The 23,433-nt window shown below is 73.4% G+C and carries 16 protein-coding genes; 4 read left to right on the top strand and 12 right to left on the bottom strand.

Annotated features, from left to right (window positions below):
- Nucleotides 1-178: 178 nt before the first annotated feature.
- Nucleotides 179-1,681: an MFS transporter gene (locus ACZ7P3_RS15715; protein WP_472081785.1), complete on the bottom strand. Its 1,503-nt coding sequence runs from the start codon at nucleotides 1,679-1,681 to the stop codon at nucleotides 179-181.
- Nucleotides 1,682-1,892: 211 nt separating this feature from the next.
- Between ACZ7P3_RS15715 and ACZ7P3_RS15710 the strand changes: the two genes are divergently transcribed.
- Nucleotides 1,893-2,258, top strand: coding sequence for an ArsR/SmtB family transcription factor (locus tag ACZ7P3_RS15710; protein ID WP_472081783.1), 366 nt, complete (start codon nucleotides 1,893-1,895; stop codon nucleotides 2,256-2,258).
- A 27-nt stretch (nucleotides 2,259-2,285) separates the two neighbouring features.
- On the top strand, nucleotides 2,286-2,813 hold the full coding sequence (locus ACZ7P3_RS15705; protein WP_472081781.1) for an SRPBCC family protein: 528 nt from the start codon (nucleotides 2,286-2,288) through the stop codon (nucleotides 2,811-2,813).
- Nucleotides 2,814-2,825: 12 nt separating this feature from the next.
- Here ACZ7P3_RS15705 and ACZ7P3_RS15700 read toward each other — a convergent pair whose 3' ends face one another.
- The 6 genes from ACZ7P3_RS15700 to ACZ7P3_RS15675 all read right to left on the bottom strand — a co-directional run bounded on the left by ACZ7P3_RS15700 (nucleotide 2,826) and on the right by ACZ7P3_RS15675 (nucleotide 11,614).
- Nucleotides 2,826-4,466: an FAD-dependent monooxygenase gene (locus ACZ7P3_RS15700; RefSeq protein ID WP_472081779.1), complete on the bottom strand. Its 1,641-nt coding sequence runs from the start codon at nucleotides 4,464-4,466 to the stop codon at nucleotides 2,826-2,828.
- A gap of 95 nt (nucleotides 4,467-4,561) precedes the next feature.
- Nucleotides 4,562-7,387 carry an NHLP bacteriocin export ABC transporter permease/ATPase subunit gene (locus ACZ7P3_RS15695; protein WP_472081777.1) on the bottom strand — a complete coding sequence of 942 codons (2,826 nt, stop codon included), beginning with the start codon at nucleotides 7,385-7,387 and terminating at the stop codon, nucleotides 4,562-4,564.
- Between the two features lies 1 nt (nucleotide 7,388).
- Entirely contained in the window at nucleotides 7,389-9,611 is a 2,223-nt protein-coding gene (locus ACZ7P3_RS15690; protein WP_472081775.1) for an NHLP family bacteriocin export ABC transporter peptidase/permease/ATPase subunit, read from the bottom strand.
- Complete coding sequence (locus ACZ7P3_RS15685) at nucleotides 9,608-10,414, bottom strand: hypothetical protein (RefSeq protein WP_472081773.1); 807 nt, start codon at nucleotides 10,412-10,414, stop codon at nucleotides 9,608-9,610. Before ACZ7P3_RS15685 ends, ACZ7P3_RS15690 begins: the two co-directional genes overlap by 4 nt.
- Nucleotides 10,415-10,530: 116 nt before the next feature.
- The gene (locus tag ACZ7P3_RS15680; RefSeq protein WP_472081771.1) at nucleotides 10,531-10,746 is read right to left on the bottom strand and encodes a type A2 lantipeptide; all 216 of its coding nucleotides are present in this window, start codon (nucleotides 10,744-10,746) and stop codon (nucleotides 10,531-10,533) included.
- A gap of 454 nt (nucleotides 10,747-11,200) precedes the next feature.
- Nucleotides 11,201-11,614, bottom strand: a complete 414-nt coding sequence (locus ACZ7P3_RS15675) for a PaaI family thioesterase (RefSeq protein ID WP_472081769.1) — start codon at nucleotides 11,612-11,614, stop codon at nucleotides 11,201-11,203.
- 198 nt (nucleotides 11,615-11,812) lie between these two features.
- On the opposite strand from ACZ7P3_RS15675, the gene ACZ7P3_RS15670 reads away from it, so the two are divergent.
- Entirely contained in the window at nucleotides 11,813-13,279 is a 1,467-nt protein-coding gene (locus tag ACZ7P3_RS15670) for a S1 family peptidase (RefSeq protein ID WP_472081993.1), read from the top strand.
- A gap of 347 nt (nucleotides 13,280-13,626) precedes the next feature.
- On the opposite strand, the gene ACZ7P3_RS15665 is transcribed toward ACZ7P3_RS15670, so the two are convergent.
- Complete coding sequence (locus tag ACZ7P3_RS15665) at nucleotides 13,627-15,777, bottom strand: SpoIIE family protein phosphatase (RefSeq protein ID WP_472081991.1); 2,151 nt, start codon at nucleotides 15,775-15,777, stop codon at nucleotides 13,627-13,629.
- 343 nt (nucleotides 15,778-16,120) lie between these two features.
- Between ACZ7P3_RS15665 and ACZ7P3_RS15660 the strand changes: the two genes are divergently transcribed.
- On the top strand, nucleotides 16,121-16,729 hold the full coding sequence (locus ACZ7P3_RS15660) for a LuxR C-terminal-related transcriptional regulator (RefSeq protein ID WP_472081767.1): 609 nt from the start codon (nucleotides 16,121-16,123) through the stop codon (nucleotides 16,727-16,729).
- Here the strand turns inward: ACZ7P3_RS15660 and ACZ7P3_RS15655 are convergent, their stop codons facing one another.
- From ACZ7P3_RS15655 to lanKC, 4 genes are all read right to left on the bottom strand, one after another.
- Nucleotides 16,730-18,616: an ATP-binding cassette domain-containing protein gene (locus tag ACZ7P3_RS15655; RefSeq protein WP_472081765.1), complete on the bottom strand. Its 1,887-nt coding sequence runs from the start codon at nucleotides 18,614-18,616 to the stop codon at nucleotides 16,730-16,732.
- Nucleotides 18,613-20,313: an ATP-binding cassette domain-containing protein gene (locus ACZ7P3_RS15650; RefSeq protein ID WP_472081763.1), complete on the bottom strand. Its 1,701-nt coding sequence runs from the start codon at nucleotides 20,311-20,313 to the stop codon at nucleotides 18,613-18,615. The genes ACZ7P3_RS15655 and ACZ7P3_RS15650 overlap by 4 nt, the downstream gene beginning before the upstream one ends.
- A gap of 95 nt (nucleotides 20,314-20,408) precedes the next feature.
- A complete protein-coding gene (locus tag ACZ7P3_RS15645; RefSeq protein WP_472081761.1) occupies nucleotides 20,409-20,525 on the bottom strand; it encodes a SapB/AmfS family lanthipeptide in 117 nt (38 codons plus the stop codon).
- Between the two features lie 49 nt (nucleotides 20,526-20,574).
- Nucleotides 20,575-23,265 (bottom strand): class III lanthionine synthetase LanKC, encoded by a 2,691-nt coding sequence (lanKC, locus tag ACZ7P3_RS15640; RefSeq protein WP_472081759.1) that lies wholly within the window; start codon nucleotides 23,263-23,265, stop codon nucleotides 20,575-20,577.
- Nucleotides 23,266-23,433: the final 168 nt, after the last annotated feature.

Raw genomic sequence — 23,433 nt, 5'->3', positions numbered from 1 at the left:
CCGCCCTCCGGCTTCCGGGCACACAGCCGCTCCCCGGACCGGTCCGTGGGGGGCCGTCCGGGGAGCGGCGAAAAACAAACGGTGCGCCGAGGACGCCTTGCGCATCAACACGCCCCGACTGTGCGAAGGGGCCGCCGTCTCCCTGCTGACGGCGGCCCCTTCGTGGTGGTCGCGGCGGCTACATGTGGACGACCTGCGGGGCCGCGGCGTCCTGCTGCGGCACCCCGCGCCGGTAGAGCAGGAACGCGATGACCGTGCCCGCGGCGAAGAGGCCGGCCGACCACCAGAAGGCGGTCGTGTAGCTCTCGATCGTCGCCTGCGCCTGCACCAGCTTGCTGGTGGCGTCGCGACCGGACAGGTAGTCGGTGGCCGCGCTCGCGGCGAGGGTGTTCAGCAGCGCCGTGCCGATCGAACCGCCCACCTGCTGCATGGCGTTGACCGTCGCGGACGCGACGCCCGCGTCCTCGGCCGCGACTCCGCCGGTGGCCAGCTGCATGGCGGGCGGCATGACCAGGCCCAGGCCCACGCCGATCACGATCAGCTGCGGCAGCACCGCGCTCGTGTAGGCGGAGCCGAGACCGATGCCGGTCAGCCAGGCCATGCCGGCCGTGGCGATCGCGAAGCCCAGCGGGATGACCGCCTTCGGGCCCATGCGCGGCACCAGGACCGTCGTGCCGACCTGTGCGGTCACCATCAGCGCGCCGACCATCGGCAGGAACGCCACGCCGGTCCTCGTCGGGCTGAAGCCGAGGTTGAGCTGGAGGTAGTAGGTCAGGAAGAGGAACACGCCGAACATGCCCGCGCCGGTGATCAGCACCGCGAGGAACGAGGCGCCGCGGTCGCGGTCGAGCAGGATGCGCAGCGGCAGCAACGGGTGCGCGGCCCGGGTCTGCCACCAGGCGAACGCCGCCAGCAGCAGGCCGCCCGCGATCAGGAAGCCCCAGGTCAGCGGCGAACCCCAGTCGTGCGTCTCGGCGTTGGAGAAGCCGTACACCAGGGAGAAGAGACCGGCGGCGACCAGGACCGTGCCCGGCACGTCCAGCTTGGCGTCCGCCGCGTCACGGTGGTTGCTCAGCAGCACCCAGCCGCCGGCGAAGGCCACGACCGCGATGGCCACGTTGACGTAGAGGGTCCAGCGCCAGTCGAGCGCGTCCGTCAGCACACCACCGAGCAGCAGGCCCACCGCGCCGCCGGCGCCGGCGATCGCGCCGTACACGCTGAACGCGCGAGCCCGCTCGCGGGCGTCGGTGAACGTGGTGTTGAGCAGCGACAGCGCTGCCGGTGCGAGCAGTGCGCCGAAGGCGCCCTGCAGGGCGCGCGCGACGACCAGCATGGTGAAGCCGTTCGCCGCGCCGCCGAGTGCGGAGGCCGCGGCGAAGCCGACGACGCCGACGAGGAAGGCGGGCTTGCGGCCGAACAGGTCGGCGATCCGGCCGCCGAGCAGCAGCAGTGAGGCGAAGGCCAGTGCGTAGGCGGTCACGATCCACTGCCGGCTGCCGTCGGAGAAGCCGAGGTCGGCCTGGGCCGAGGGCAGGGCGATGTTCACGATCGTGGCGTCGAGCACCACCATCAGCTGGGCGATGGCGATGACCGCGAGGATCCACCAGCGCTTGGCGGAGGCGGCCGGCGGCGCCTCCACGGCGGCCGTGCGGGCGCCGTCGGTCAGGGTCTTCTGGGGCATCGGGAACTACTCCAGGGAAGTCGTTCGAAGCGGGAACACGGAGACACGGACGCACGGACAGTTCGTCGGCGCGCGAGCTTGTCGGCCGCTCGTAAACGAAACTGTTTCGTACGCATTGAGCGTAGACCAGCGTGAGCGAAACGGCAACGTTTCGCTTGCCTGGGGATCGTATTCCTTGACAGGCATATAACTAGACAGGCATATTGCATGTATGTCCGACGCCGTGCTCTGGAGTGCCCTCGCCGACCCCCACCGGCGGGCCATCGTCGCGCTGCTCCTGGAGGGGCCCCGGCCCGTCGGGGAGATCGTGGCGGCCTGCGGGCTGAGCCAGCCGAGCACGTCCAAGCACCTCAAGGTGTTGCGGGAGGCGGGTCTGGTGCGGGTCAGGCAGGACGCGCAGCGTCGCGTCTACGCCCTCGACCCGGCTCCGATCGCCGCCCTCGACGCCTGGCTGGCCCCGTACCGCACGCTGTGGAACCGCAGCCTCGACGCCCTGGGCCGCCGCCTCGACGAGACGGCCGAGGCGCACGGGCCCCGGGGCTCCGCGGGGCGGGACGAGGCGCCGGACGACATCTGACCCCCCCATCGCGAAGGACCGAGCACCATGTCCGTCGATCTCACCGGCACCTATCTGACCCTCGCCGACGGCCGCCCCGCCGTCCGCTTCAGCCGCACCTACGCCCACTCCCTCGACCGCGTCTGGCACTTCGTGACCGACCCGGACGAGCTGGCCGAGTGGTTCCCGTTCCACGTCGAGATGGAACTGCGCGCGGACGCGCCCATCCGCTTCTTCGGTGAGCCGGGAACACCGGAGTTCACCGGCCGGGTCCTCGCCGTCGACCCGCCCCGGCACCTCTCCTTCGAGTGGGGCGGCGACGAAGTCCGCTTCGACCTGGAGGCGACCGGCGAGGGGCGTACCCGCTTCACGCTCACCAACGTCCTCGTCGCCGAGAACACCGCCGCCCGCAACGGCGCCGGCTGGGAGGTGTGCCTGGCCGCCCTGGACGCCAAGGCGCGCGGTGAGCGCTTCGAGGGTCCGCACGCCGGAGCGAACGCACCCTGGAAGGAGTTCTACGACGGTTACATCGGGGCCGGCGTGCCCTCGGGCGCGCCCGTGCCGGGCCTGGACTGATCTCCCGCCCGGTCAGGTGGCGAACACCCGGGCCAGGGCCGCGGCCACCGGCCCGGCGCCGGCCGGCGAGACCCGTGCGCTCAGATAGCCGTCCGGGCGCACGAGGAACGCGTCGCTGTCGCCGGTCCCGTACCGCTCGCGGAACTCGCCACGGCTGTCACGGACCACGGGCAGGGCCGGTGGTCCGGCGTCCACGTGCCCCGGCAGCACGCAGCAGCAGTCCAGCCGGCCGTGCGCCAGAGCGCGCGCGGTCCCGGCCAGTTCCTCGAAGTCCTTCGTTCCCTCGGAGGTGTCCGCGTACAGCAGCAGGACGTGATCGCGCTCGCGCAGCACGTCGTACAGGCGCAGCGGGAAGGCCGCGATCGGATCCAGCAGACCGCCGCAGTCCGGCGCCCGCTCACCCGCGGCCGGGCGGGGTCCGCCGGACGGGCCCGGCTCGGTGAGCGGACCGTCCGGGTAGGAGATCAGCAGCTGTGCCTCCCGCAGCCCCACGGTCAGCGGATCGTCCGGGTCGGCCTGGACGCCCCGCGCCGCGTGCCGCAGGGTGCGGCCCACCACTTCCTGCCCGACGGGCCGGCGCTCGGCGTCGTAGCTGTCCAGCAGCCCCGGGTGGGCGATGCCCCGCGTCGCGAGGGCCAGCTTCCAGCCCAGGTTGTAGGCGTCCTGCACCCCGGTGTTCATGCCCTGGGCGCCGGTCGGCGGATGGATGTGCGCGGCATCGCCGGCCACGAACACCCGGCCCTCGCGGTAACGGTCCACGATGCGGTGGCTGATGCGGAACACGGACGACCAGCGCAGCGCGGATGCGGTCGTCGGCCGCGGGGACAGCCGGTCGAGGACCGCCTGGATGTGGTGCAGACGCGGGGTACCCCCCGCCTCCAGGCCGTGGGTCACCGCATCCCCCGCATCCCCCGGGGCCGCAGCGTCCCGGCCGGACCGCGGCGAGAGTTCCGGCGGGACCAGCATGGACATGCGGTAACGGCGTCTGCCGGGCAGCGGGATGCAGACGAGAAGGTCGTCCACCTCTCCGCCGGGGGCGCGGTGCATCGCGCGCACGGTCCAGCCGGGCGGCAGGTCCCAGTCGACCTCCACGTCCGCGAGCATGTACTCCTCCGGCAGCGCGCCGCCCTCGAAGCGGAGCCCCAGCGTCTTGCGCACCACGCTGTGCGCACCGTCGCATCCGACCAGGTGGCGCGAGCGGATCTCCAGCTCGCCGCCTGCCGTGGTGCGCAGCCGGCTGGTGACACCGTTCGCGTCCTGGGCGAAGGACAGCAGCTCGGTGCCGCGCTCGATCCGCCGGCCGAAGCAGGCCAGCCGCTCTTCGAGAATGCGTTCCGTCTCGTACTGCGGCAGGGCGGCGAACCCGTAGGGCACCTCCGGCGGCAGCGTCATCTCCATGCGCGCCTGTTCGGCACCGTCGACGAAGGTCAGCTGCCCGCGCAGCGGGACCGCCGCGTCCAGGGCCGCGCGGGCCACCCCCGCGCGGTCCCAGACCTCGAGCGTCCTCGGCTGGATGCCCACGGCCTTCGCGTACGGCAGCCGCTCGGGAAGTCTGTCCACGAGCCGGCAGCCGATGCCCCGTCTGCTCAGCTCGAGGGCGGCGGTCAGGCCGACCGGGCCCGCTCCGGCGATCAGTACCTCGGTGTCCGTCATGCGCTGCTCCCGCCCGGCACGCTCCGTCCCGCTTCCATGGTCGTCCGAGGGAACGAGCACGGCGACCGGGCCACCCGCGCGGACGGTGCGCGGCCCTACGTGAGCTGCCTGCGCACCAGCTCGTGCAGCCGCCCGCCGGTGTCGGCGAGCAGCTCGGCCGGCGGGCCCTGCTGGATGACCTTGCCGTCCTCCATCACGACGACCCGGTCCGCGTCCAGCACCGTCGACAGACGGTGGGCGATGACGATGCGCGTGGCCTGCAGCTTGCGGGTGCTCTCGATGACGATGCGCTGGGTGTCGTTGTCGAGAGCGCTGGTCGCCTCGTCGAAGAACAGGATGCGCGGGCGCCGGATCAGCGCCTGAGCGATCATCAGGCGCTGGCGCTGCCCGCCGGAGATCGCGCCGTTGCCCGCGACGATCGTGTGCAGGCCCATCGGCATGCGCTTGATGTCCTCCGCGAGCCCCGCCATCTCGGCCGCCGCCATCGCCTCCTCGGGCGTGTACGGCTCGGTGCCGCAGATGACGTCCAGGATGGAGCCGGTGAAGGGCTGCGCATGCTGCAGGACGACCCCGCACTGGCGGCGCACGGCCGACTGGTCCAGGGCCGCCAGGTCCTGACCGTCGTACAGCACACTGCCCGAGACCGGCCTGTCGAACCCGATGAGCAGGCGCAGCAGCGTGGACTTGCCGCAGCCGCTCGGGCCGACGACCGCCACGAACTCGCCCGCACGGACGTCGAAGGACACGTCGTCCAGGACGAGCGGGCCGTCGTCGGTGTACCGGAAGGAGAGCCGGCGGGCCTCCACCGCGCCGGACAGCGGGCCCGGGCGGGTGCTGGCCGTGCGCACCTCGGGCGTGGCGTCCAGCACCGGCCTGATCTCCTCGAACAGCGGCAGCGCGGCCACCGCCGAGACGAAGGAGCTGGTGAGCTGGGTGACCGAGGTCAGCACCATCGTCACCGAGGTGTTGAAGGTGAGGAAGGCCGCCGCCGACATCGCGCCCCTGGCCGGGCCCGCCAGCAGCATGAACATCAGCAGGGTGCACACCGGCAGATAGACCGCGCCGAGCACCGTGGTGAGGTTCTTGATCCGGCCGACCCTCTGCTGGAGTTCCCGGCTGCGCGCGAACTCTCCGGCCCAGGCGGCGTACGCGTAGTTCTCGGCCGCGGCCACCCGCAGCTTGGGCAGGCCGCGCAGGGTCTGGAACGCCTGGTTGTTCAGCTTGTTGCCGAGCACCACCAGCCGCCGCTGCCAGCGCACCTGCCACAGCCCGAGCCCCAGGAACACGGCGCCGATGACGACGAGCATGCCGATCGCCGCCATGGCCATCGGCGCGCTGTACCAGAACAGCAGGCCAAGATTCATCGCGCCGACCGTCACGGACTGCGCGACCACCGGGCCCACGCCCGCAAGCAGCCGCCGGATCGCGCTGATGCCCATGGCAGCACTGGCGAGTTCGCCGGTCGAGCGCTGGGTGAAGAACCGGGTCGGAAGCCGCAGCAGCCGGTCCCAGACGGCCGGCTGGAGCGCCGACTCGATCCGTCCCTCCAGCCGCAGGATGGTCAGGTTCTCCAGCAGCGTGAACGCGGCCGACACGACGCCGCTGATCATCACCGCCAGACACACCTGGACGATCAGGCCCACCTGGGCCCTCGGCACGTACTCGCCGAGCACCTTGCCCGTCGCGATCGGCACCAGCGCGCCGATCGCCACCGTCACCAGCCCGGCGAGCATCAGATTGAGCAGGTCGCCGCGGGTGCCGCGCAGGCTGAACCGCAGCAGCCCGAGCGGTCCGAGCCGCCGCTCGGGCAGCGGCCGGTAGAACATCACCGCGCGCGGCTCGAACTCCTCCGCGTTCGCCTTCTCGACCGGGGTCTCGCGTCCGGTCGCCGGCTGCACGGCCACATAGCCGCCGCGCCGCCACAGCAGGGCGACCGGCGCGCCGGACAGGGCCCGGTGCCCGACCAGCGGCCCCACGTTCTCCCGCCACCAGCGGCCGTGCAGCCGCACCGCACGGGTGCGCACCCGGGAGGCCAGGGCCACCCGCTCGACCGGGTCGAGGCGCTCGCTCTCCGTGCCGCTCTGCGCGGGCGCGGCGAGGGTGATCCCGGCGGCCTCGGCGACCAGCTTGCAGGCCGCGTAGCCGGCATCGGCGTCGGCGGCCGTCGTACGGCGGGCCGAGCGCTTGCCGATGGAGGCGAGCAGGGTCCGGTCGGCCTGGGCGCGGACCGCCTCACCGGCCTTGATCCCGGCCGCCGTGCGCGTCTCGTGGGTGCGCTCCAGCTGCTCGATCCACCGGTCCAGCGCGGTCAGCAGCCGGTACTGCTGGTCGACCATGCTCTGCCACAGGGCGGGGTCCATCAGCAGGTCGGCAGCCGCCTCCGCGCCGTACAGCGAGCCGTACTGGACGCTGCCCGGCGGCACCTGCATCCAGAACACGTCGTCATCGGCGGGTGCCGCGGTCCGCTCCTCGGCCATCGGCGCCTGGAAGAGGACCGACAGACCGCGGCCGACGCCCAGCGCGAGGGCGTACTCCAGCGGGCTCGAAGCGGGCGGCACGTACTGGGGGTTGCCGTACTCGTCGTACGACCAGGTCTGGGTGTGGGCGGTCTGATACAGCTCGCGCAGACCGACCCGGTGGACCACACAGTCGCGGACCGGACGGGCCACCAGGGTGTGCTGGGGCCCGGCGACCGGGCCGAGCAGCAGCGAGCCCGCCTCCAGCCGGCCGAGATGGTGCCAGTGGCCCTGCTGCACGGCGTCCACCGCGAACAGATCCAGGGCTCCGGCCGCGACCAGCCACAGCACCTGCGGACCCTCCAGGTCCAGGCGGTTGAACCCGGCGCAGTCGACCCGGGTGCCCAGCGAGCCGAGCGCGCCGAGGACGAGGTCGCCCCCGTGCCCCTCCTGAACAGCCGTCATCTCACCGCTCCCTGACCAGCGCGGCGTACGCGCCGCCGTGCGCCACCAGCTCCTCGTGCCGGCCGCGCTCGACGACCGTGCCGTGCTGGAGCACCACGATCTCGTCGCTGTCCCGGACGGTGCTCAGCCGGTGGGCGATCACCACGCATGCGCAGCCGCGCCGGCGCAGGTTGTCCATCACGGCCAGCTCCGTCTCCGCGTCCAGTGCGCTGGTCACCTCGTCCAGGACGAGGATGCTGGGCCGCCGCACCAGCGCCCGGGCGATCTCCAGACGCTGGCGCTGCCCGCCGGAGAAGTTCCGGCCGTCCTGCTCGACCTTGCTGTGGATGCCGCCGGGCCGGCGCATCACCACCTCGTACAGGGCCGCGTCCTTCAGCGCCTCCACCACGGCCTCGTCCGGGACGGACGGGTCCCACAGGGCGACGTTGTCGCGGACCGAGCCCTCGAAGAGGAACACGTCCTGGTCGACGAAGGAGACGGAGGAGGCGAGGGCGCCGCGCGGAATGTCCTCCAGACGGCGGCCGTCGATGCGGATCACCCCGTCCCACGGCGCGTACAGCCCCGAGATCAGCCGGGAGACCGTGGACTTGCCGCTGCCCGAACCGCCGACCAGGGCCACCTGCCGGCCGGGCCCGACGGTCAGGTCGAAGCCGGTCAGCAGCGGCTGGTCCAGCGGGCTGTAGCCGAAGGTCACGTTCTCCAGCTCGACGTGCCCGTGCAGCCGGCGCGTCGAGTCGCCGCCGCCGGGGCGGGCGTAGAGCGGGTCGGTCTGGAAGTTCTCCACGTCCTTCAGCCGCGCCACGTCGGCCGCGAAGTCCTGGATCCGGCCCGCCACGCCGTTGAGCCGGGTCAGCGGGGCGGTGAAGCGGGTGACCAGCGCCTGGAAGGCGACCAGCAGACCCACCGAGATGTGTCCCTCGACCGCCCGCAGACCACCGATCCACAGGATCAGCGCACTGTTGAGCGTGGCGAGCATCGGCGCGACCACGCCGAGCCAGGCGCTCGGCACACCGAGCCGCTGCTGCTCCTCCAGCGTGGTCGCGTGCTGCCCGGCCCACTTGCGGAAGTAGCCGTCCTCGCCGCCGGTCGCCTTCATCGTCTCGATCAGCTGGAGACCGGTGTAGGAGGTGTTGGTGAGCCGGGCCGTGTCCGCGCGCAGTTTCGCCGTCCGGGTCGCGCGCAGCCGTACGACCAGCCGCATGGCGACCACGTTCAGCAGGGCCACGCCGATGCCGAGGAAGGTCAGCTGCGGGTCGTAGGTGTACAGCAGGACGGCGTACAGCACGACCACGATCGCGTCCACGCCCGCCGCCGCCAGGTCGCGGGCCAGGGTCTCGGCGACCTGGTCGTTGGACTGCAGCCGCTGGACCAGGTCGGCCGGGCTGCGCTGGGAGAAGAACGTGACCGGCAGCCGCAGCAGATGGCGCAGGAAGCGGGCGCTGGAGAGGGTGGAGGAGATGATCCGGCCGTGCAGCAGGTTGGCCTGCTGCAGCCAGGTCAGCACCAGGGTGAGCAGCACACAGGTGGCCATCGACGCGAACAGCACGCCGAGCAGCGAGGTCTGACCGCCGATGAGGAACGTGTCGATGTAGGTACGGCTGAGGGCGGGCACCGCCGCGCCCACCGCCACCAGCAGCAGGCTGGCCAGGACCGCGGCGGGCAGGGTGCCCGCGGTGCCGCGCAGCCGGGCCGGCATCGCGCCGAGCACGCCGGGCCTGCGGCCGCCCTTGCTGAAGCCGTCGCCCGGCTCCAGCACCAGCACGACTCCGGTGAAGCTGCCGTCGAACTCCTCCATGGGCACGAACCGGCGGCCCTTGGCGGGGTCGTTGATGTAGACCCCGCGCCGGCCGAAGCGGCGGCCCATCCCGTCGTAGACGACGTAGTGGTTGAACTCCCAGAACAGGACGGCCGGGGCCGCGACCTCGGCGAGGGCCGCCAGGTCCATCTGCATGCCCTTGGCGGTGAGGCCGTAGCTGCGGGCGGCCTTCAGCAGGTTGCTGGCGCGCGAGCCGTCGCGGGAGACACCGCAGGCGATGCGCAGCTCCTCCAGCGGGACGTGCCGGCCGTAGTGGCCCAGCACCATCGCGAGGGAGGCGGCGCCGCACTCGACGGCCTCCATCTGGAGCACGGTCGGCGTACGGACCGTGCCGCCGCGGGCCTTGGGGACCGGGCGCCGGGCCGGGGCGGCCCGTCTGCGGCCGCGGGTTTCCTGAGTGGTGCTCACGGCAGCAGCCAATCGACGGGACGCTGGTCGGCCAGCCGGACCGAACCGGAGGCAAGGGTCATGGAGTCGAGCCGGTAGGGCGGCCCGTCCGCGGACGACCACCGGTAACCGCTTTTGGTGGCCCGGGACCTGTCCAGGGCGACCAGGACGGCCACCGGGCGCCCCTTGCGGGTGAACTGCTCGCCGAGCTGGCTGTCGCCGAGGAACGCGGAGATCGACTGGGCGGACTGCGCGGTGCGGTCCACCGACTTCACATGCCCGCGCAGCACCCCGTACTGCTGGGTCGGCACCGACGGCAAGGTCAGGTCCACGGGGGCGTGCGCCGGGATGGCCGCGGCGTTCTCGGCGGGGACGTACACGGTGGCGTACAGCGGGTCGGCGGCGTGGGCGACCTTCTCGACGGCGGCCACATTGGTGCCGGTCTGGATGATCTGGCCGATGGTGGCGGCGAGCGCGGTGACCCGGCCCGCGGCGACCGTGCGGACCACCGAATCGCCCTGACCGGTGTGCACCTTGAGGACGGGTGCGTTCGCGGGCAGCCGTTCGCCCTGTTTGGCGAGTACGGCCGTGACCTGCCCGGCCACGGGACTCTGCAGCAGATAGCTGCCCTGTGCGTGGGTGAGGATGGCCTGCGCGCTCACCGTGGAGGCGACCGAACCGGTCACCGCCCACACGGAGGCGGCCGCCATGACGACGACGGTGACGCCGAGCGCGAGCCAGCCCTGGGGGCGGGCGAGGCGCACCGGAAGGTCCAGCTCCTCCGGCGACTGGAGCTTGGCGAGGGCCTGTTGGCGGAACTGCACGGAACTTCCCTCACCCGTGGAGAGACTTCGCTACGACATGGTCCGGGTGCTTCCAGGCACCCGAGAGTCCCGGAGCCGGGGGGCGGCTCCGGGACTTCGGTCACACCGAGGTGCGATCAGAGACCGGCGACCAGGCCGGAAACCGGGGCCACGTTCAGGCCGGTGACACCCTGGACGGTGCCGACAGCCGTGTCCACCAGGCCGGAAACCGGGGCAAGGCCGTTGACGGCACCGGTCACGGTGTTCAGGGCGTTCACGGACAGACCGCCGGAGACGTTGTCCAGCTCGGCGTCCGAGATCTCGACGGTCTCAACCTGGGGGGTGGAGTTCATGGTGGAACTTCCCTTCGTATGGATATTTCACAAGGGGGGAAGCGGCCCCCTCTGGGGACAGACGGACGGCCGCGCTCCGCGGGCACCGGGCTTCCGTCTCCGGAGTCCCGGGGGAGTCCCGCGATGTGATGGATCAAAGCACGCACGCAGGGCGCGCTTCCAATCAACCAGGCCTCTCACCAGGGAACTTGTTCCCCGGAGGGGCTCATCCGTGCAGGCGCGCGCACGGCATGTCGGCGACTCCTTCACATGCGGCACGGCATCGGCGCATTCCGGCCCTTGCCCGCCGTCCGGCGAATCCGGCACTCCGCGCCAAAGCCGTACCGGGGGGCGTGCGAATGTGCAGAACCATGGACGGCAGTGACGCGCTCGGGTATTCGATGTGCAGATTCTCTGAAGCAGGGATTCCGGTACGTGTTCGGAACGGACCGCTACCGATCAGTAGCTGAGCGTGTCAGCCCATCAGTGCATAGACCGTGCTCGCGCGCGCCGCGAGCGCACCCGAACCGGCGTCGCTCAGCGTGATGTCCGCGAACGCCATCCGCCGGCCCAGCTTGGTCAGGACCGCTTCGATCAGGACATCCGCACCGGACACCGCCCGCTGGAACGACGTCGACTGCTGAACGGTCGTCATCGGCACGAAGCCGCCCCGCGCGGCCGAGACCGCGATCACCGTCGCCGTGTCGGCGGCCGCCATCAGCGCCTGCCCCGAGAGCCCCCCGCCCTCCCGGGCCAGCCGGTCCGACCAGGGAAGACGCAGGACCGCACGGTCCTCGCCCACCGCCTCGACGGACAGCCCGAGGTCGAGGACCCAGGGGGCGAAGCGGTCGGAGAGGATCTTGTCGGCTTCAGCGGTGGTCATCGTCATATGGGGGATTCTTCCCGGCTGCCCGGCGCGACACGCGAAGCATGGCCGATTCACCGCCACGGCGCGGAAGTTGGCAAGCGGAATTGAACGCACCGTGTGACCCGCCCGTACCTACAGCCATCCAGGCGCCCCCGATCAACTGCCCGACAGCGGCAGGCCCCCGTCCCCAGGAGGTCGAGAAGTTTGAGTCACAAGCGAATGCCCAAGCGCAAGGCAGCGATAGCGGTGGGCGGTGTCGCGGCGCTCGGAGCGGCGGCCCTTCTGCTGCCCAACGCCAATGCATCCCAGGACAAGAACGACGCGTCCGGCGCCGCCGGCACCGCGAAGACCCTGAAGGCCTCGGACGCCTCGGATCTCGCCGCGCAGTTGCAGAAGGCGCTCGGTGACGCCCTTGCCGGCTCCTACTACGACAGCGGCAAGAAGCAGCTGGTCGTCAACGTGGTCAGCGGCGACAACAATGTCATCGTGCAGGCGAAGAAGGCCGGCGCGGTCGTCCGCCAGGTCGAGAACAGCACCGCCGAACTCAAGGCCGCCGCAAAGAGGCTGAAGACCAGGGCGACCATGCCGGGCACCGCCTGGGCCGTCGACCCGCGCACCGACAAGGTCCAGGTCACCGCCGACTCCAGCGTCACCGGCGCCAAGTGGGACCGGCTCCGGTCGACCGTGCAGGGCCTCGGCCCGGGCATGGCCACGCTGAAGAAGTCCTCGGGCAGCTTCAAGACCTTCGTCTCCGGCGGCGACGCCATCTTCTCTCAGGTCCAGGGCGGCAATGTGCGCTGCTCCCTCGGCTTCAACGTGAAGGCCTCCGACGGCAGCCCCGCGTTCCTGACGGCCGGTCACTGCGGAGTGGCCGCCAAGGACTGGTCCGACTCCCAGAACGGTCAGCCCGTCGCCACCGTCGACCAGGCGAAGTTCCCGGGCAACGACTTCTCCCTCGTGAAGTACAACGACGCCAACACGCAGGCGCCGAGCGAGGTCAACGTCGGCAACGGCCAGACCGTCAACATCACCCAGGCCGCGGACGCGACCGTCGGCGAGACGGTCTTCCGCATGGGTTCCACCACCGGGCTGCACAACGGCCAGGTGACCGGGCTCGACGCCACGGTCAACTTCCAGAGCGAGACCGACCCGAACGGCGTCGACACCGTCACCGGCCTCATCCAGACAAACGTCTGCGCAGAGGCGGGCGACAGCGGCGGGTCCCTGTTCACCCAGGACGGCGGCGCGGTCGGCCTCACCTCCGGCGGCAGCGGCGACTGCACCAGCGGCGGCGAGACCTTCTTCCAGCCGGTCACCGCCGCCCTGCAGGCCACCGGCGCCACCCTCGGCGACGGCGGCAACGGCGCGGGCGGCGGCGACCAGGCGGGCACCGCCGACCCCTCGGCCTCGGCCGGCGACCAGTCGGGTGCCGGTGACCAGTCGGGCGGCGACCAGATCGGCGGCTCCGCCGACCCGTCCGCCTCCGCGGGCGACCAGAGCGGTGCCGGTGACCAGAGCGGCGCGGGTGACCAGTCCGGTGCCGGTGACCAGAGCGGCGCGGGCGACCAGAGCGGTGTCGGTGACCAGAGCGGCGCGGGTGACCAGTCCGGTGTCGGTGACCAGAGCGGCGCGGGCGATCAGTCGGGCGCGGGCGACGGGTCGTCGTCCCTCACCGGGAGCAACTGACCCCGCCGCAGTGGGACCTCGGGGCACCCCGAGCAGTCCCGGAACTCCTTGACCGGCCCACAGCGGTTCCGGCCGGCGGGGACCGGTCCGGCCCTCCGGCGGGAGGGCCGGACCGCATGCGCCTGACCGGGCACCTCGGCCGTCGTCTGCAGCGGGCTGCGCGATTCAGCCGTTGTCGTCCGTGCGGGGCCGGCGGCCCGGCCGTTGGCCGCAGGGGGGCGGGCGGTTCGGCCGTCGTCCGTACGGAGCCGGGCGATTCGGCCGTTGGTCGCCGGGGGCCGGGCCCTTCGGCCGTCGTCTCTGCGGGGCTGCGCGGTTCGGCCCGTTGTCCGTGCGGGACCCGTGGCTCAGTCGTCCTCGCATGCCCGCAGCAGCAGCACCGCCATGTCGTCCACCCGCTCCCGGGCCGCCACGCTGTGCCGCACCAGTTCGTCGGCCAGCTCCTCCAGCGGCTGGTCGCCGATCTCCGCGAGCAGCGCCCCCAGGTCGACCAAGGCGTCCTCGATGTCCAGACCGGGCGACTCCACCAGCCCGTCCGTGTAGAGGGCCAGGACCGAGCCGGGGGTCAGGGACACCTCGGTCGTCGGGTAGACCGCCGCGGCGTCGATCCCCAGCAGCGGGCCGCCGGCCAGGTCCAGCACCCGCACCCGGCCGTCCGGACGTCTGAGCAGCGGCGGGGGATGCCCGGCACGCGCCATCACCGCCCGTCCCCGCGCGGGGTCCAGCCGCAGGTAGAGGCAGCTGGCGAACAGGTCGGCGCCGAGGTCGATGAGCAGCCGGTTGGTGCTGCCCATCACCTCCTCGGGTGCCTGTCCCACCGTGGTGTACGCCCGTACCCCGGTGCGGATCTGTCCCATCAGGGCCGCCGCCGTCACGTTGTGCCCCTGGACGTCCCCTATCACCGCGGCCGCCAGCGGCGTGGTCGGCACCAGGTCGTAGAAGTCGCCGCCTATCTCCATGCCCTGAGTGGCCGGCAGATAGCGGGCGGCCGCCTCGATGCCGGGCAGCGGCGCCAGCGAGCGCGGCAGCAGCGACTCCTGGAGCCCCTGCGCCAGCCGGTGCTCGGCGTCGTACAGCAGGGCGCGCTCCAGCGCCTGCGCGATCAGGCCGCCGAGGCTGCTGAGCACCGCCCGTTCCTCGGCGGGGAAGACATGCGGCTCGGCGTACGCGAGCACACACGTGCCCACCGGCCGTCCGGACGCGATCAGCGGCAGATACGCCCAGGCCGCGAACCCGTCAGGGGTCTCCTGCCGGCCCGGGTACAGCCGCTCCAGCTGCTCCCGCGAGTCGAAGAACGCCGGTACCCCGCTGTTCAGGGCATGGGTGCCCGGGGTGCGCTCGCTCAACGGCACCCCGCTGAACCGCTCCACGATCTGCGGGTCCGGGTATCCGCGGTGCCCCAGCACATGCAGCCGGCCGCCCTGGGAGCCGAGAACCACCAGCGCCTGGCTGCCGACCGACGGTGCGACCTCGTCCGCGACCAGCTGCACCACGTCCTGCACCCCCACCGCCTCGGTCAGCGCGCCGGCCAGGCTCAGCACCTGCGAGATGGTCACCAGCCGCGAGTGGCCGGGGCCCGACCGGGGCTTCTCCCGCGTCATCTCCGCCACCGCCCGGGCCCGGCTGATCCGCACGCTCAGCCCGGACGTGCTCGGATACAGCCGGAACGAGAGCCACTCGCCCGGTGGACGCAGTGCCAGGAACGAGGTCACCTGCTGGCTGATCAGCGCGGCCCGGTAGCGGTCCTCGTACATCGGATCGTTCAGCCAGGGCACCGAGACCCATGGCAGCGTGCCCAGCAGCTCTCCTGTCGGTCTGCCCAGCAGCTCGGCGGCGGCCGGGTTGGCGAAGGCGATCCGCCCGTGCAGGTCGAGCGAGACCAGCCCGTACGGCAGCCGGGCCACCAGCCGTACCGCCTCCACCGACCCCAGCGTGTCCGCCACACCCGCGCCGGGCATCGCCAGCAGGTCGGTCTCGGGGCCCAGCGGCCGCTTCTCCTCGTCGGCCCGCGCCAGCCGCATGGCCAGCCGCTCACAGGCGGACGTCAGAACATCGTGTTCCCAGTCGGACAGGTCGGGCGGATGCGCACCGGGCCAGGTCACGAACACGGCGCCGTAGACCCGTTCCGCCGTCGCCACCGGCGCCGCGGCCAGTGCGAACGGGTACGGCAGCACCACCGAGATCCGCGGATAGCGACGCGCCATCTCCTCCTCGCCACCCACCCACACCACCCGCCGCCCCCGCACGGCGTCCGCGACCGGGACCGTCGAGCCCAGTCCGACCCGCTCCCACGGCGCGGCGAACGCCCGCGGCATCCCCGCCATCACCGCCATCTCGAGGACCGGCTCGTCGGGCCTGAGCAGGTACAGGGCACCGGAGTGCGCGCCCACGTCCTCGATCATCGAGGCCAGAGCGAGGGACAGCACCGGCCGCCCGACCGCCACCTTGGCGGCCGCCGGTGCCTGCGCGGGCCCTCGCCCGTCGGACACGCCGACCACCTCCTCGTACGGCCGCGCGTCGCATCCCGGGATCAAGGCTCTCCCGCCCGGGCGCGCCGCGCACGGCGAACGCCTCCCGCACGCGCCCGGGGCAGCCCTGACCTGCAAAGGAGCTCGCTTGCCCCGGTGGTCTTGCGGCTACCCCGATCGGCCCGGCCCATGCCCCCCCGGCCGAAGCATGGGGCGGCGTACGGGTGCCCTGCGTGCGCCCCCGCGCACCTTGATGGCCGGTTCTCCGCGCCCACGAACGGTGACATTGCCCAAGAATGGGGCACGCGCTGAGCACCTGAAGACAAGAGCACGGCGTTGCAGAACGAGGTACGGCCAACTGGGGGGGCGGGCAGTGATCCGGGTACTTCTGGTCCACGACGCGTGTCTGGTGCGATCGGTTCTGGCCGAATGGCTGCGGCGGTCGCCCGGTCTGCAGGTGGAGGACACGCCGTGGCGTGGCGCGTCGGCGAAGGTGCGCTCCTCGTGCCCGGACGTGTGCGCGGCGGACCTGGAGTGCGGTGACGGCCACGGTGTGCCGCCGCTCGGCGATCTGTGCCCGCCGGGTACGGCGGGCCGGCCCCCGGCACTCGTGGTGCTGGCGAGTGCGAACCGGCCGGGGCTGCTGAAGCGGGCGGCCGAGGCGGGTGCGCTCGGGTTCGTCGACAAGTCGGGATCGCCGGACGGGCTGGTGCGCGCGATCCGCAGCGTGGCGGGGAGGGAACGTTTCGTCGATGCTTCGCTGGGCTTCGGCTTCCTCAAGGCGGCGCAGATGCCGTTGACGAGACGCGAGCTGAGCGTGCTGTCGCTGGCCGCCGCCGGGGCGTCCGTCGCGGAGATCGCCGGGAGCCTGCACCTGTCCCACGGCACCGTGCGCAACTACATGGCGGCGATCACCCGGAAGACCGGGGCGCGCAACCGCATCGACGCGATACGGATATCGCGGGGGGAGGGGTGGGTGTGATCACCGCACCGGTGCGGCCGGCCGTACCGGCTGACTCTCCACCACCAGGTCCCGGTACAGGGCCGAGGTCCGCAGCAGCTCGTCATGGGTGCCGCAGGCGGTGCGCGGTCCGTCCATCACCAGGATGCGGCCGGCCCGGCGGGCGGAGCTGATGCGGTGCGCGACGACCACCAGGGTGCCGCCCGGGCGCTTCGCGAACGCCTGCTCGGCACGGGCCTCGGCCTCCGGGTCGAGATGGCAGGTCGCCTCGTCGAGCAGGGCGAGCGGCGCGGCCGAGAGATAGGCCCGGGCCAGCGCGATCAGCTGCCGCTCGCCCGCCGACAGGGCGGCCGGGTCGACCCGGCCCGGTGGACCGCCCAGCGCCCGCAGCAGCGGCGTCAGCCCGACCGCTTCGGCGGCGGCCAGCAGCTCCGCCTCCGGCACCGGATCCCGGCGGAAGAGGCTCAGGTTCTCGGCGAGCGTGCCGCCGTGGACGTAGGCCTCCTGCGGGATCAGCACGCGGGAGGCCGCCGCCTTCGGACCGGGCACGGCGTGCCCGCACACCCGGATCGCACCCTTGCGGGGCTCCAGCAGTCCGGCGACCAACCCCGTGAGCGTCGACTTGCCGATCCCGCTCGGGCCCACGACGGCCAGGTGCCCGCCGACGGGAACGTCCAGGTCGAGCCCGTCGAGGACGGGTTCGCTGGCGGGTCCGTAGGCGAAGGTGACGGAAGCGAGGGCCAGGGCGGGGGCGGTGGCAGTGTCAGCGGCAGTGGTGCCGGCGGGGGCGGTGGCAGCGGTACTGGCGGGAGTGAGGCCGGTGGCGGAGGCGGGGGTGTCGTCCGGCGGGGTCGGGCCGGTCCGGGCTGTGGGGTACGCGTCGGGTGTGTCGCGCGGGGAGCGCGGCTCGTGGAGGGGCTGCAGGGCCGGCGGGGCCAGGCGGCGCAGTACGACGGTGAGACGGGAGCCGCTGGTGCCGAGGCCGTGGACGAGGTTCTGGAGGGCGGGGAGCAGCGACTGGGTGACATAGGCGAGGGCGCCGACCAGCGCACCCGGGGTCACGCCGTGGCCCAGCAGCCAGGGCGCGGTGGCGAGCAGCACGACCACCGGCAGCTCGCCGCCCACCGCCAGGGCGGCCACGCGGGTCACGCTCCAGCGGGCCAGGGCTCGGGCGGCCCGCCGCTCCGCGTCGATCCGCTCCCCGGCGCGCGCCGCCACCTGCGCCTCCGCACCGGCGGCGGTGACGTCCCGCAGGCCCCGGCACACCGCCTCCAGGTCCTCGGCGAGCGCTTCGTCGGCGGCGAGGAAGGCCTCCTGACGGCGCGCCAGCGGCCGAAGGGCCGCCGCGAACAGGCACACCCCGGCCAGCAGCTCGGGCACGACGACCGTCAGCAGCAGCGGGGCCAGTGAGAACAGGCCGATCAGCGCGCCGGCGGCGGTGAAGAGGAACGAGCGGGAGACCAGCACCAGGCCCGCCAGGGTGTCCCGGGCGATCTCCACCTGCTGGGTGAGCCCGGACAGCGACCCGGCGTCCGCCTCCCGCACCCCGCGTCCGACCACCCACGTCACCAGCCGGTCCCGGACCGGTTCGACCAGGGCGGCGACCACGCCGTACACCCGGCCGGTCCCGTACGCCCCGGCGCCCACCGCGAGCCCGGCCGCCCCGAGCCACAGCAGGCCGACCCGGGTGTTCCCGGCCAGGAACCCGGCATCCAGCGCTCGTGCCAGCGCATACCCGGCCAGGAAGGTCTGACCGGCCTCCAGGACGGACCAGAGGCCGAGCCGGACCAGCACCCGCCACCGCGTCCGCACGAACCGCCCCGCCCGCTGTCGTACGGCCGTCGGCGACGTCTTTTCCCGGCCGGACTGGCGATCGGACTGCCGGCCGGGCTTCCGTCGGGCGTTCATGCGAGGGCCCTCTCACCGAAGACGGCCCGGTACTCGGCGTCCCGCCACAGTTCGTCATGTGTGCCCACCGCGCGTACCCGGCCGGCGTCCAGCCAGGCGACCGTGTCGGCACGGGCCGCCGTCGCCGCGCGGTGGGCGATCAGCAGGCGGGTGGGGCCCGCGTCCGGGGCCAGCAGGGACTCGGTGATCTGGTGCTCCGTGACGGTGTCGAGGCTGGAGAGGGCGTCGTCCAGGATCAGCAGGCGGCCCCCGTGGGCGAAGGCACGGGCGAGTCCGAGGCGTTGGGACTCGCCGCCGGAGCGGGGCGCCGCCGAGATCGGCGTGGCGTAACCGTGGGGGAGGCGGCGGACGAAGGCGTCCGCGCGGGCCGCGGTCGCCGCCGACCGGATCCGGGCGGGCGAGGGCGCGGTGAGCCCGAACGCGATGGTGTCCTCGACGGTCGCGCCCAGCAGGGCGGGCCGTTCGAAGGCGTAGGAGACCGCGCCGCGCAGGTCCGCGTGGGTCAGGGCGCGCAGCGCCACCCCGTCCAGGAGGACCTCGCCGCCGTCCGGGTCGGTGAGCCGGCCGGCGAGTTCGGCGAGCAGGGACTTGCCGGTGCCGGAGCGGCCGACCACGGCGAGGGCCGTGCCGCCGGGGACGACCAGGTCGACGCCGTCCAGGACGGTGTGTCCGCCCCGGCGGGCCGTCACGCCCCGCAGCTCCAGCCGCCCCGGGCCGGGAGGCAGGTGACCGGTGCCGGATCCGGGCGCCGGTTCGGACAGCACCTCGGCGAGCCGCCCGGTCGCCGCGCGGGCCCGGGAGAGCGCGGCCAGCTGGCCGACCAGCACCCCGACTCCCGTCGCGAGGACCGCGTACCGGGAGGCGGCGAGCACTTCGCCCACGGTGAGCCGGTGCCGGACGAGCAGCAGCCCGGCCACCGCGACCACGCCCAGGTTCAGCAGCGGTGCCACCGTCATCGCCTGTGCGGCGGCCCGCCCCTGCACCCGCCACATGCGGTGTCCGGCGCCGGACAGCTCCGGCAGCGGCGCCAGGATCCTGGCCGTCTCCCGGTCCGCCACGCCCGCGGCCCGGATCGTGCGGAAGCCGCCGACGGCCTCGGCGAGCGCGCCGGCGATCCGCCCCTGGACGCGCTGGTAGTCGGCCGCGCACGCCGTCGTGTCCCGCGCGAAGGCGCGCAGCAGCAGAGCCAGGACCGGTGCGCCGGCCAGGAACACCGCCGCGAGCCACGGGTCGAGGAGGCCGAGCGCCACCACACCCCCGACCGGCCCGGCGAGCGCGGCGAGCAGCGCGGCCAGCGCTCCCGGCGCCGTCCCGGCCTGCGCGGCGCTGCCGACCAGCCGCGCCACCAGGTCCCCGGCGCCGAACCGGGCGCCCGCGCGCGGGCCGACGGCCAGCACATGGCCGGTGACCCGGCCGCGCAGCCACGCGGTGGACCGGGCGTCGACCGTGCCGGTGAGCACGCCCGCGCACCCGTCCAGCACGGCGAGCAGCAGCACCAGACCCGCACAGCAGGCCACCCAGCGGCCGGCGGGGGCGTGGGCGAGCAGCAGGTCGAGGGTCCGGCCGAGTGCGGCGGGCAGCAGCAGTCCGGCGGCCGTCGCGGCCGTACTCACGGCGCACAGGGCGGTGCAGCGGGCGCCGGCGTGCCGGAGCACGGCGTGCGGCAGACGGTCGGGAGCGTCGGGACAGGGCGTCATCGGCGGTGCCTCGCGTCGGAACGGACGGGAGGGCTCCGGGTGCCCCCCTCCCCGCAGGGAGAGGAACACCCGGAGCCGTGGACTCGGCGTCCCGGTCAGAGGCAGAGCAGGACGCTGGCCGCCGAGACACAGGACAGCAGGCTCAGGGTGCTGGCGCCGCCGCCGCCGTTGTGCTCGTCGGAGTCGAGGATCTGAAGGTCGAGAAGTGCCATGGTGGTGTCCTTTCCCTAGGTTGGGGACGGGGGTTGTGTCACGACTCCGTCAGGTCGCGGAGCCGCGTGTGGGGGCCGCCGGTGGCGGCGGAAGGAAGGGCAGGTGCGCGGTGCGCTCGTCACCGAGGGCCGAGGAGAGCGCGAGCAGGCAGCCTGCCGTTCCGGTGGCGAGGTCCATGGAGAGCCTCATCATCTGGTGCCCGGGGAAGGCGAGTTGGCCCTGGTAGGCCATCGCCAGCCAGCCGAGCCCCGCGATCTGCTGCTCCAGCCGCTCCCGGCCGGTGCCGGGCGCGGTGCTGCGGGCTAGGTGCAGGATCATTCCGGCGCGGCCCTGGAAGAGGCCGGGCTGGGCGTAGAAGCGGGAGGCGGCCGCGGTCAGGATGCCGGCCCGGGCCTGCGCGAACTCGCCGGTGGCGGCGGCCGCGTGGGCGAACCGGGCCGACTCCCGGCTGTCGTCCGCCGCCCGGGAGAGCGAGGCGAATCTCCGGCCGTCCTCGCCCGCCAGGGCCAGGTAGTCGTCGAGGACCAGCCCGATCCCCACGCTCCCGTCACCCAGGTACGGCAAGGTCCGCCGGCCCTCGTCCACCTCCAGACCGCCGCCCGCCTCCTGGACGACACAGCAGGCCAGGTCGCGCCGGAGCGCCTCGGCCGCCGCTGCCGCCAGCCGCGGTTCACCGGTGTCGGCGTAGCGCCGGAGCAGGAACAGCGCGGGCCCGCTCGCGCCCCGCAGCAGCCCGGCCCGCCGCCGTGGCGGGTCCGCAACCGGTTCGGTCAGGCGCCCTACGAGGATCTCGGCGGCCTCGGCGGCATGCGAGCGCAGCTCCGGCTCACCGGTCGCGTCCGCCAGGTGGCCGAGGACCAGGCCGAGTCCGGCGAGGCCGCCGTGCAGGTCGGAGGAGAGGCTGCGCCAGTTCTCCCGCAGGATTCCGTCGACCAGGTCCAGCGCCCGCTGCCGGTGCCCGAGCCGGTCGAGGACCAGCGCCACGCCGGCGAGACCGTCGTACAGGCCGAGCGGGGTGCCGGGCGGGGGCGGGGCGGTGTGGTCCAGCAGCCAGCGCTCGCCCTCGTCGTACCGGCCGGCACCGGAGGCCGCCAGCGCGTACAGCACCCCGGCCGCGCCGTGCGCGAGCCCGAGGCCCCCGCCGTCGGAGAACTGGGCGATGTCGCCCGGGAAGAGCCGGTCGTCGCGCTCCGGGGTCGCGGAGGCGAGGATCGCCTTGACCATCGAGTCCCGGCTGTAGGGCCAGTCCCCCGGCACCACCAGGGGCGCGGACGCGCCACGGGCCTGCCCGCCCGCCGTGTCCCGGGTGATCTCGGTGACCGCCTCGTCCAGGAAGGCGCGCGGCACGTCCGGGAACTGCTCGGCTATCACGTCCGCCAGATGGGCCGCCTTGCCCCGGTCCACCACGAACAGCGTGGTCACGGGGAGGAACAGGGCGAGGCGCAGACAGGCCAGCGCGTACCGGTCGACGTCCTTGCCACGGCGGTCCGGCGGGGCGAAGAAGCCGGGGTGGGCGACCGTCTGCCGGCCGTTCTCCGCGGCGGGGGCGGCCGCCTCGAAGTCGATGAGGTACACCGTCTCCTCGTCCGGGGCGACCATCACGTTGAAGACATGCAGGTCGTTGAAGACCAGCCCGCGCGCGTGCACCGCCTCCACCGCACGCTCCACGGCCCGGTGGATGCGCAGCGCCCACGCCGTGTACGCGGCGATCTTCGCCGGATCCGGGTCGGGCGTGAGCAGCGGATGCCGCTCGGCGAAGAAGGCGTTGAGCGGGCGGCCCGCCACATGGTCCATCACCAGGAACCGGTGCTCGCCCAGCGTGAACCAGTCGCGCACCTCGGGCACCACCCCCGTCCCGGCGACCTGCTCCAGTGCGGCTCTCTCCCGTTCCAGGCGGGTCACCGCGTCCGCCCCGTCGCCGGCCAGCCCCGCGTGCGGACGCGCCTCCTTCAGCACCACCCGGCGCCCGTCGCGGGTGTCCGTGCCGACGTACACCCCGCCGCCGTTGGAGAAGTGCAGCGCCTTCTCGATCCGGTACGGCAGCTCGCCCACGGTCGTGGTGTTGCGGGCCTCCAGGTGCGGCCGCAGGAACTCCGGCAGCGTGATCCACTCCGGCACCTGGAAGGACGGCTCCCGCCGGTCCGGGACCAGGCGTCCCTCGCCGTCGGCCACCGCCAGGACCAGCGAGCCGCGCTCGTCGACGACATACCGGCGTGCGAAGGCGCCGTAGCGGACGTAGAGCGGGCCCTCGCCCCAGCGCAGATCGGTCAGGATGTACGGCCCCTCGCAGCCCTCCAGCAGCGCGCCCAGCTCGCGCAGCACCTGCTGCAGCTGCTCCTCGTCGGCGGGATAGACCGTGACGAACTTGCCGCTGGTGTCGCGGCCCGCGTACTTGGCGTTGCGCAGGTGCAGCAGATGCACGGACGGCACGAACTTGAACGGGATGCGGCGCGGCACGCAGTAGTCCCACACGATCCCGGCGATCCGCTCGGCGTGCGCGGCAGTCGCCGAGGAATGGATCTTCCAGCCCTGGGCCGGCGACGGCAGCGGCGCGCCGTCCTCGCCGAGCGGGGTCAGCATCAGCCAGTCGCCGGTGCGCCCCGCGTGCCACCCGTCCGGGACCGGCCGACGCGCCGTCGCGAACAGCGGCGCCGGCTCGTTCCCGTCCGCCGAGAGCCGGTCGGGCGTGTCGTAGAAGTGCCCGTCGGCCAGCGCGTACACCTCGTACCGCTTGTCCATGCGCCTTGTGCCCCCTCCTCCGGTGACCCGGTAGACACTCGCAGCAGGCGCACGGTCGCGGACAGTAATGCCTGTCACGAGATCGACATGCGGAACGCATGGGTAAAGATGTGTTCGGCGGCTTTCGAGCGCGGCGTCGATGCGCTGCACTCGTACCGTTCACAGGGG

It is taken from the genome of Streptomyces sp. NPDC107581 (assembly GCF_055657175.1).
The sequence above is the reverse complement of the archived record's forward strand: the minus strand, read 5'-3'. Positions and strand labels throughout refer to the sequence as shown.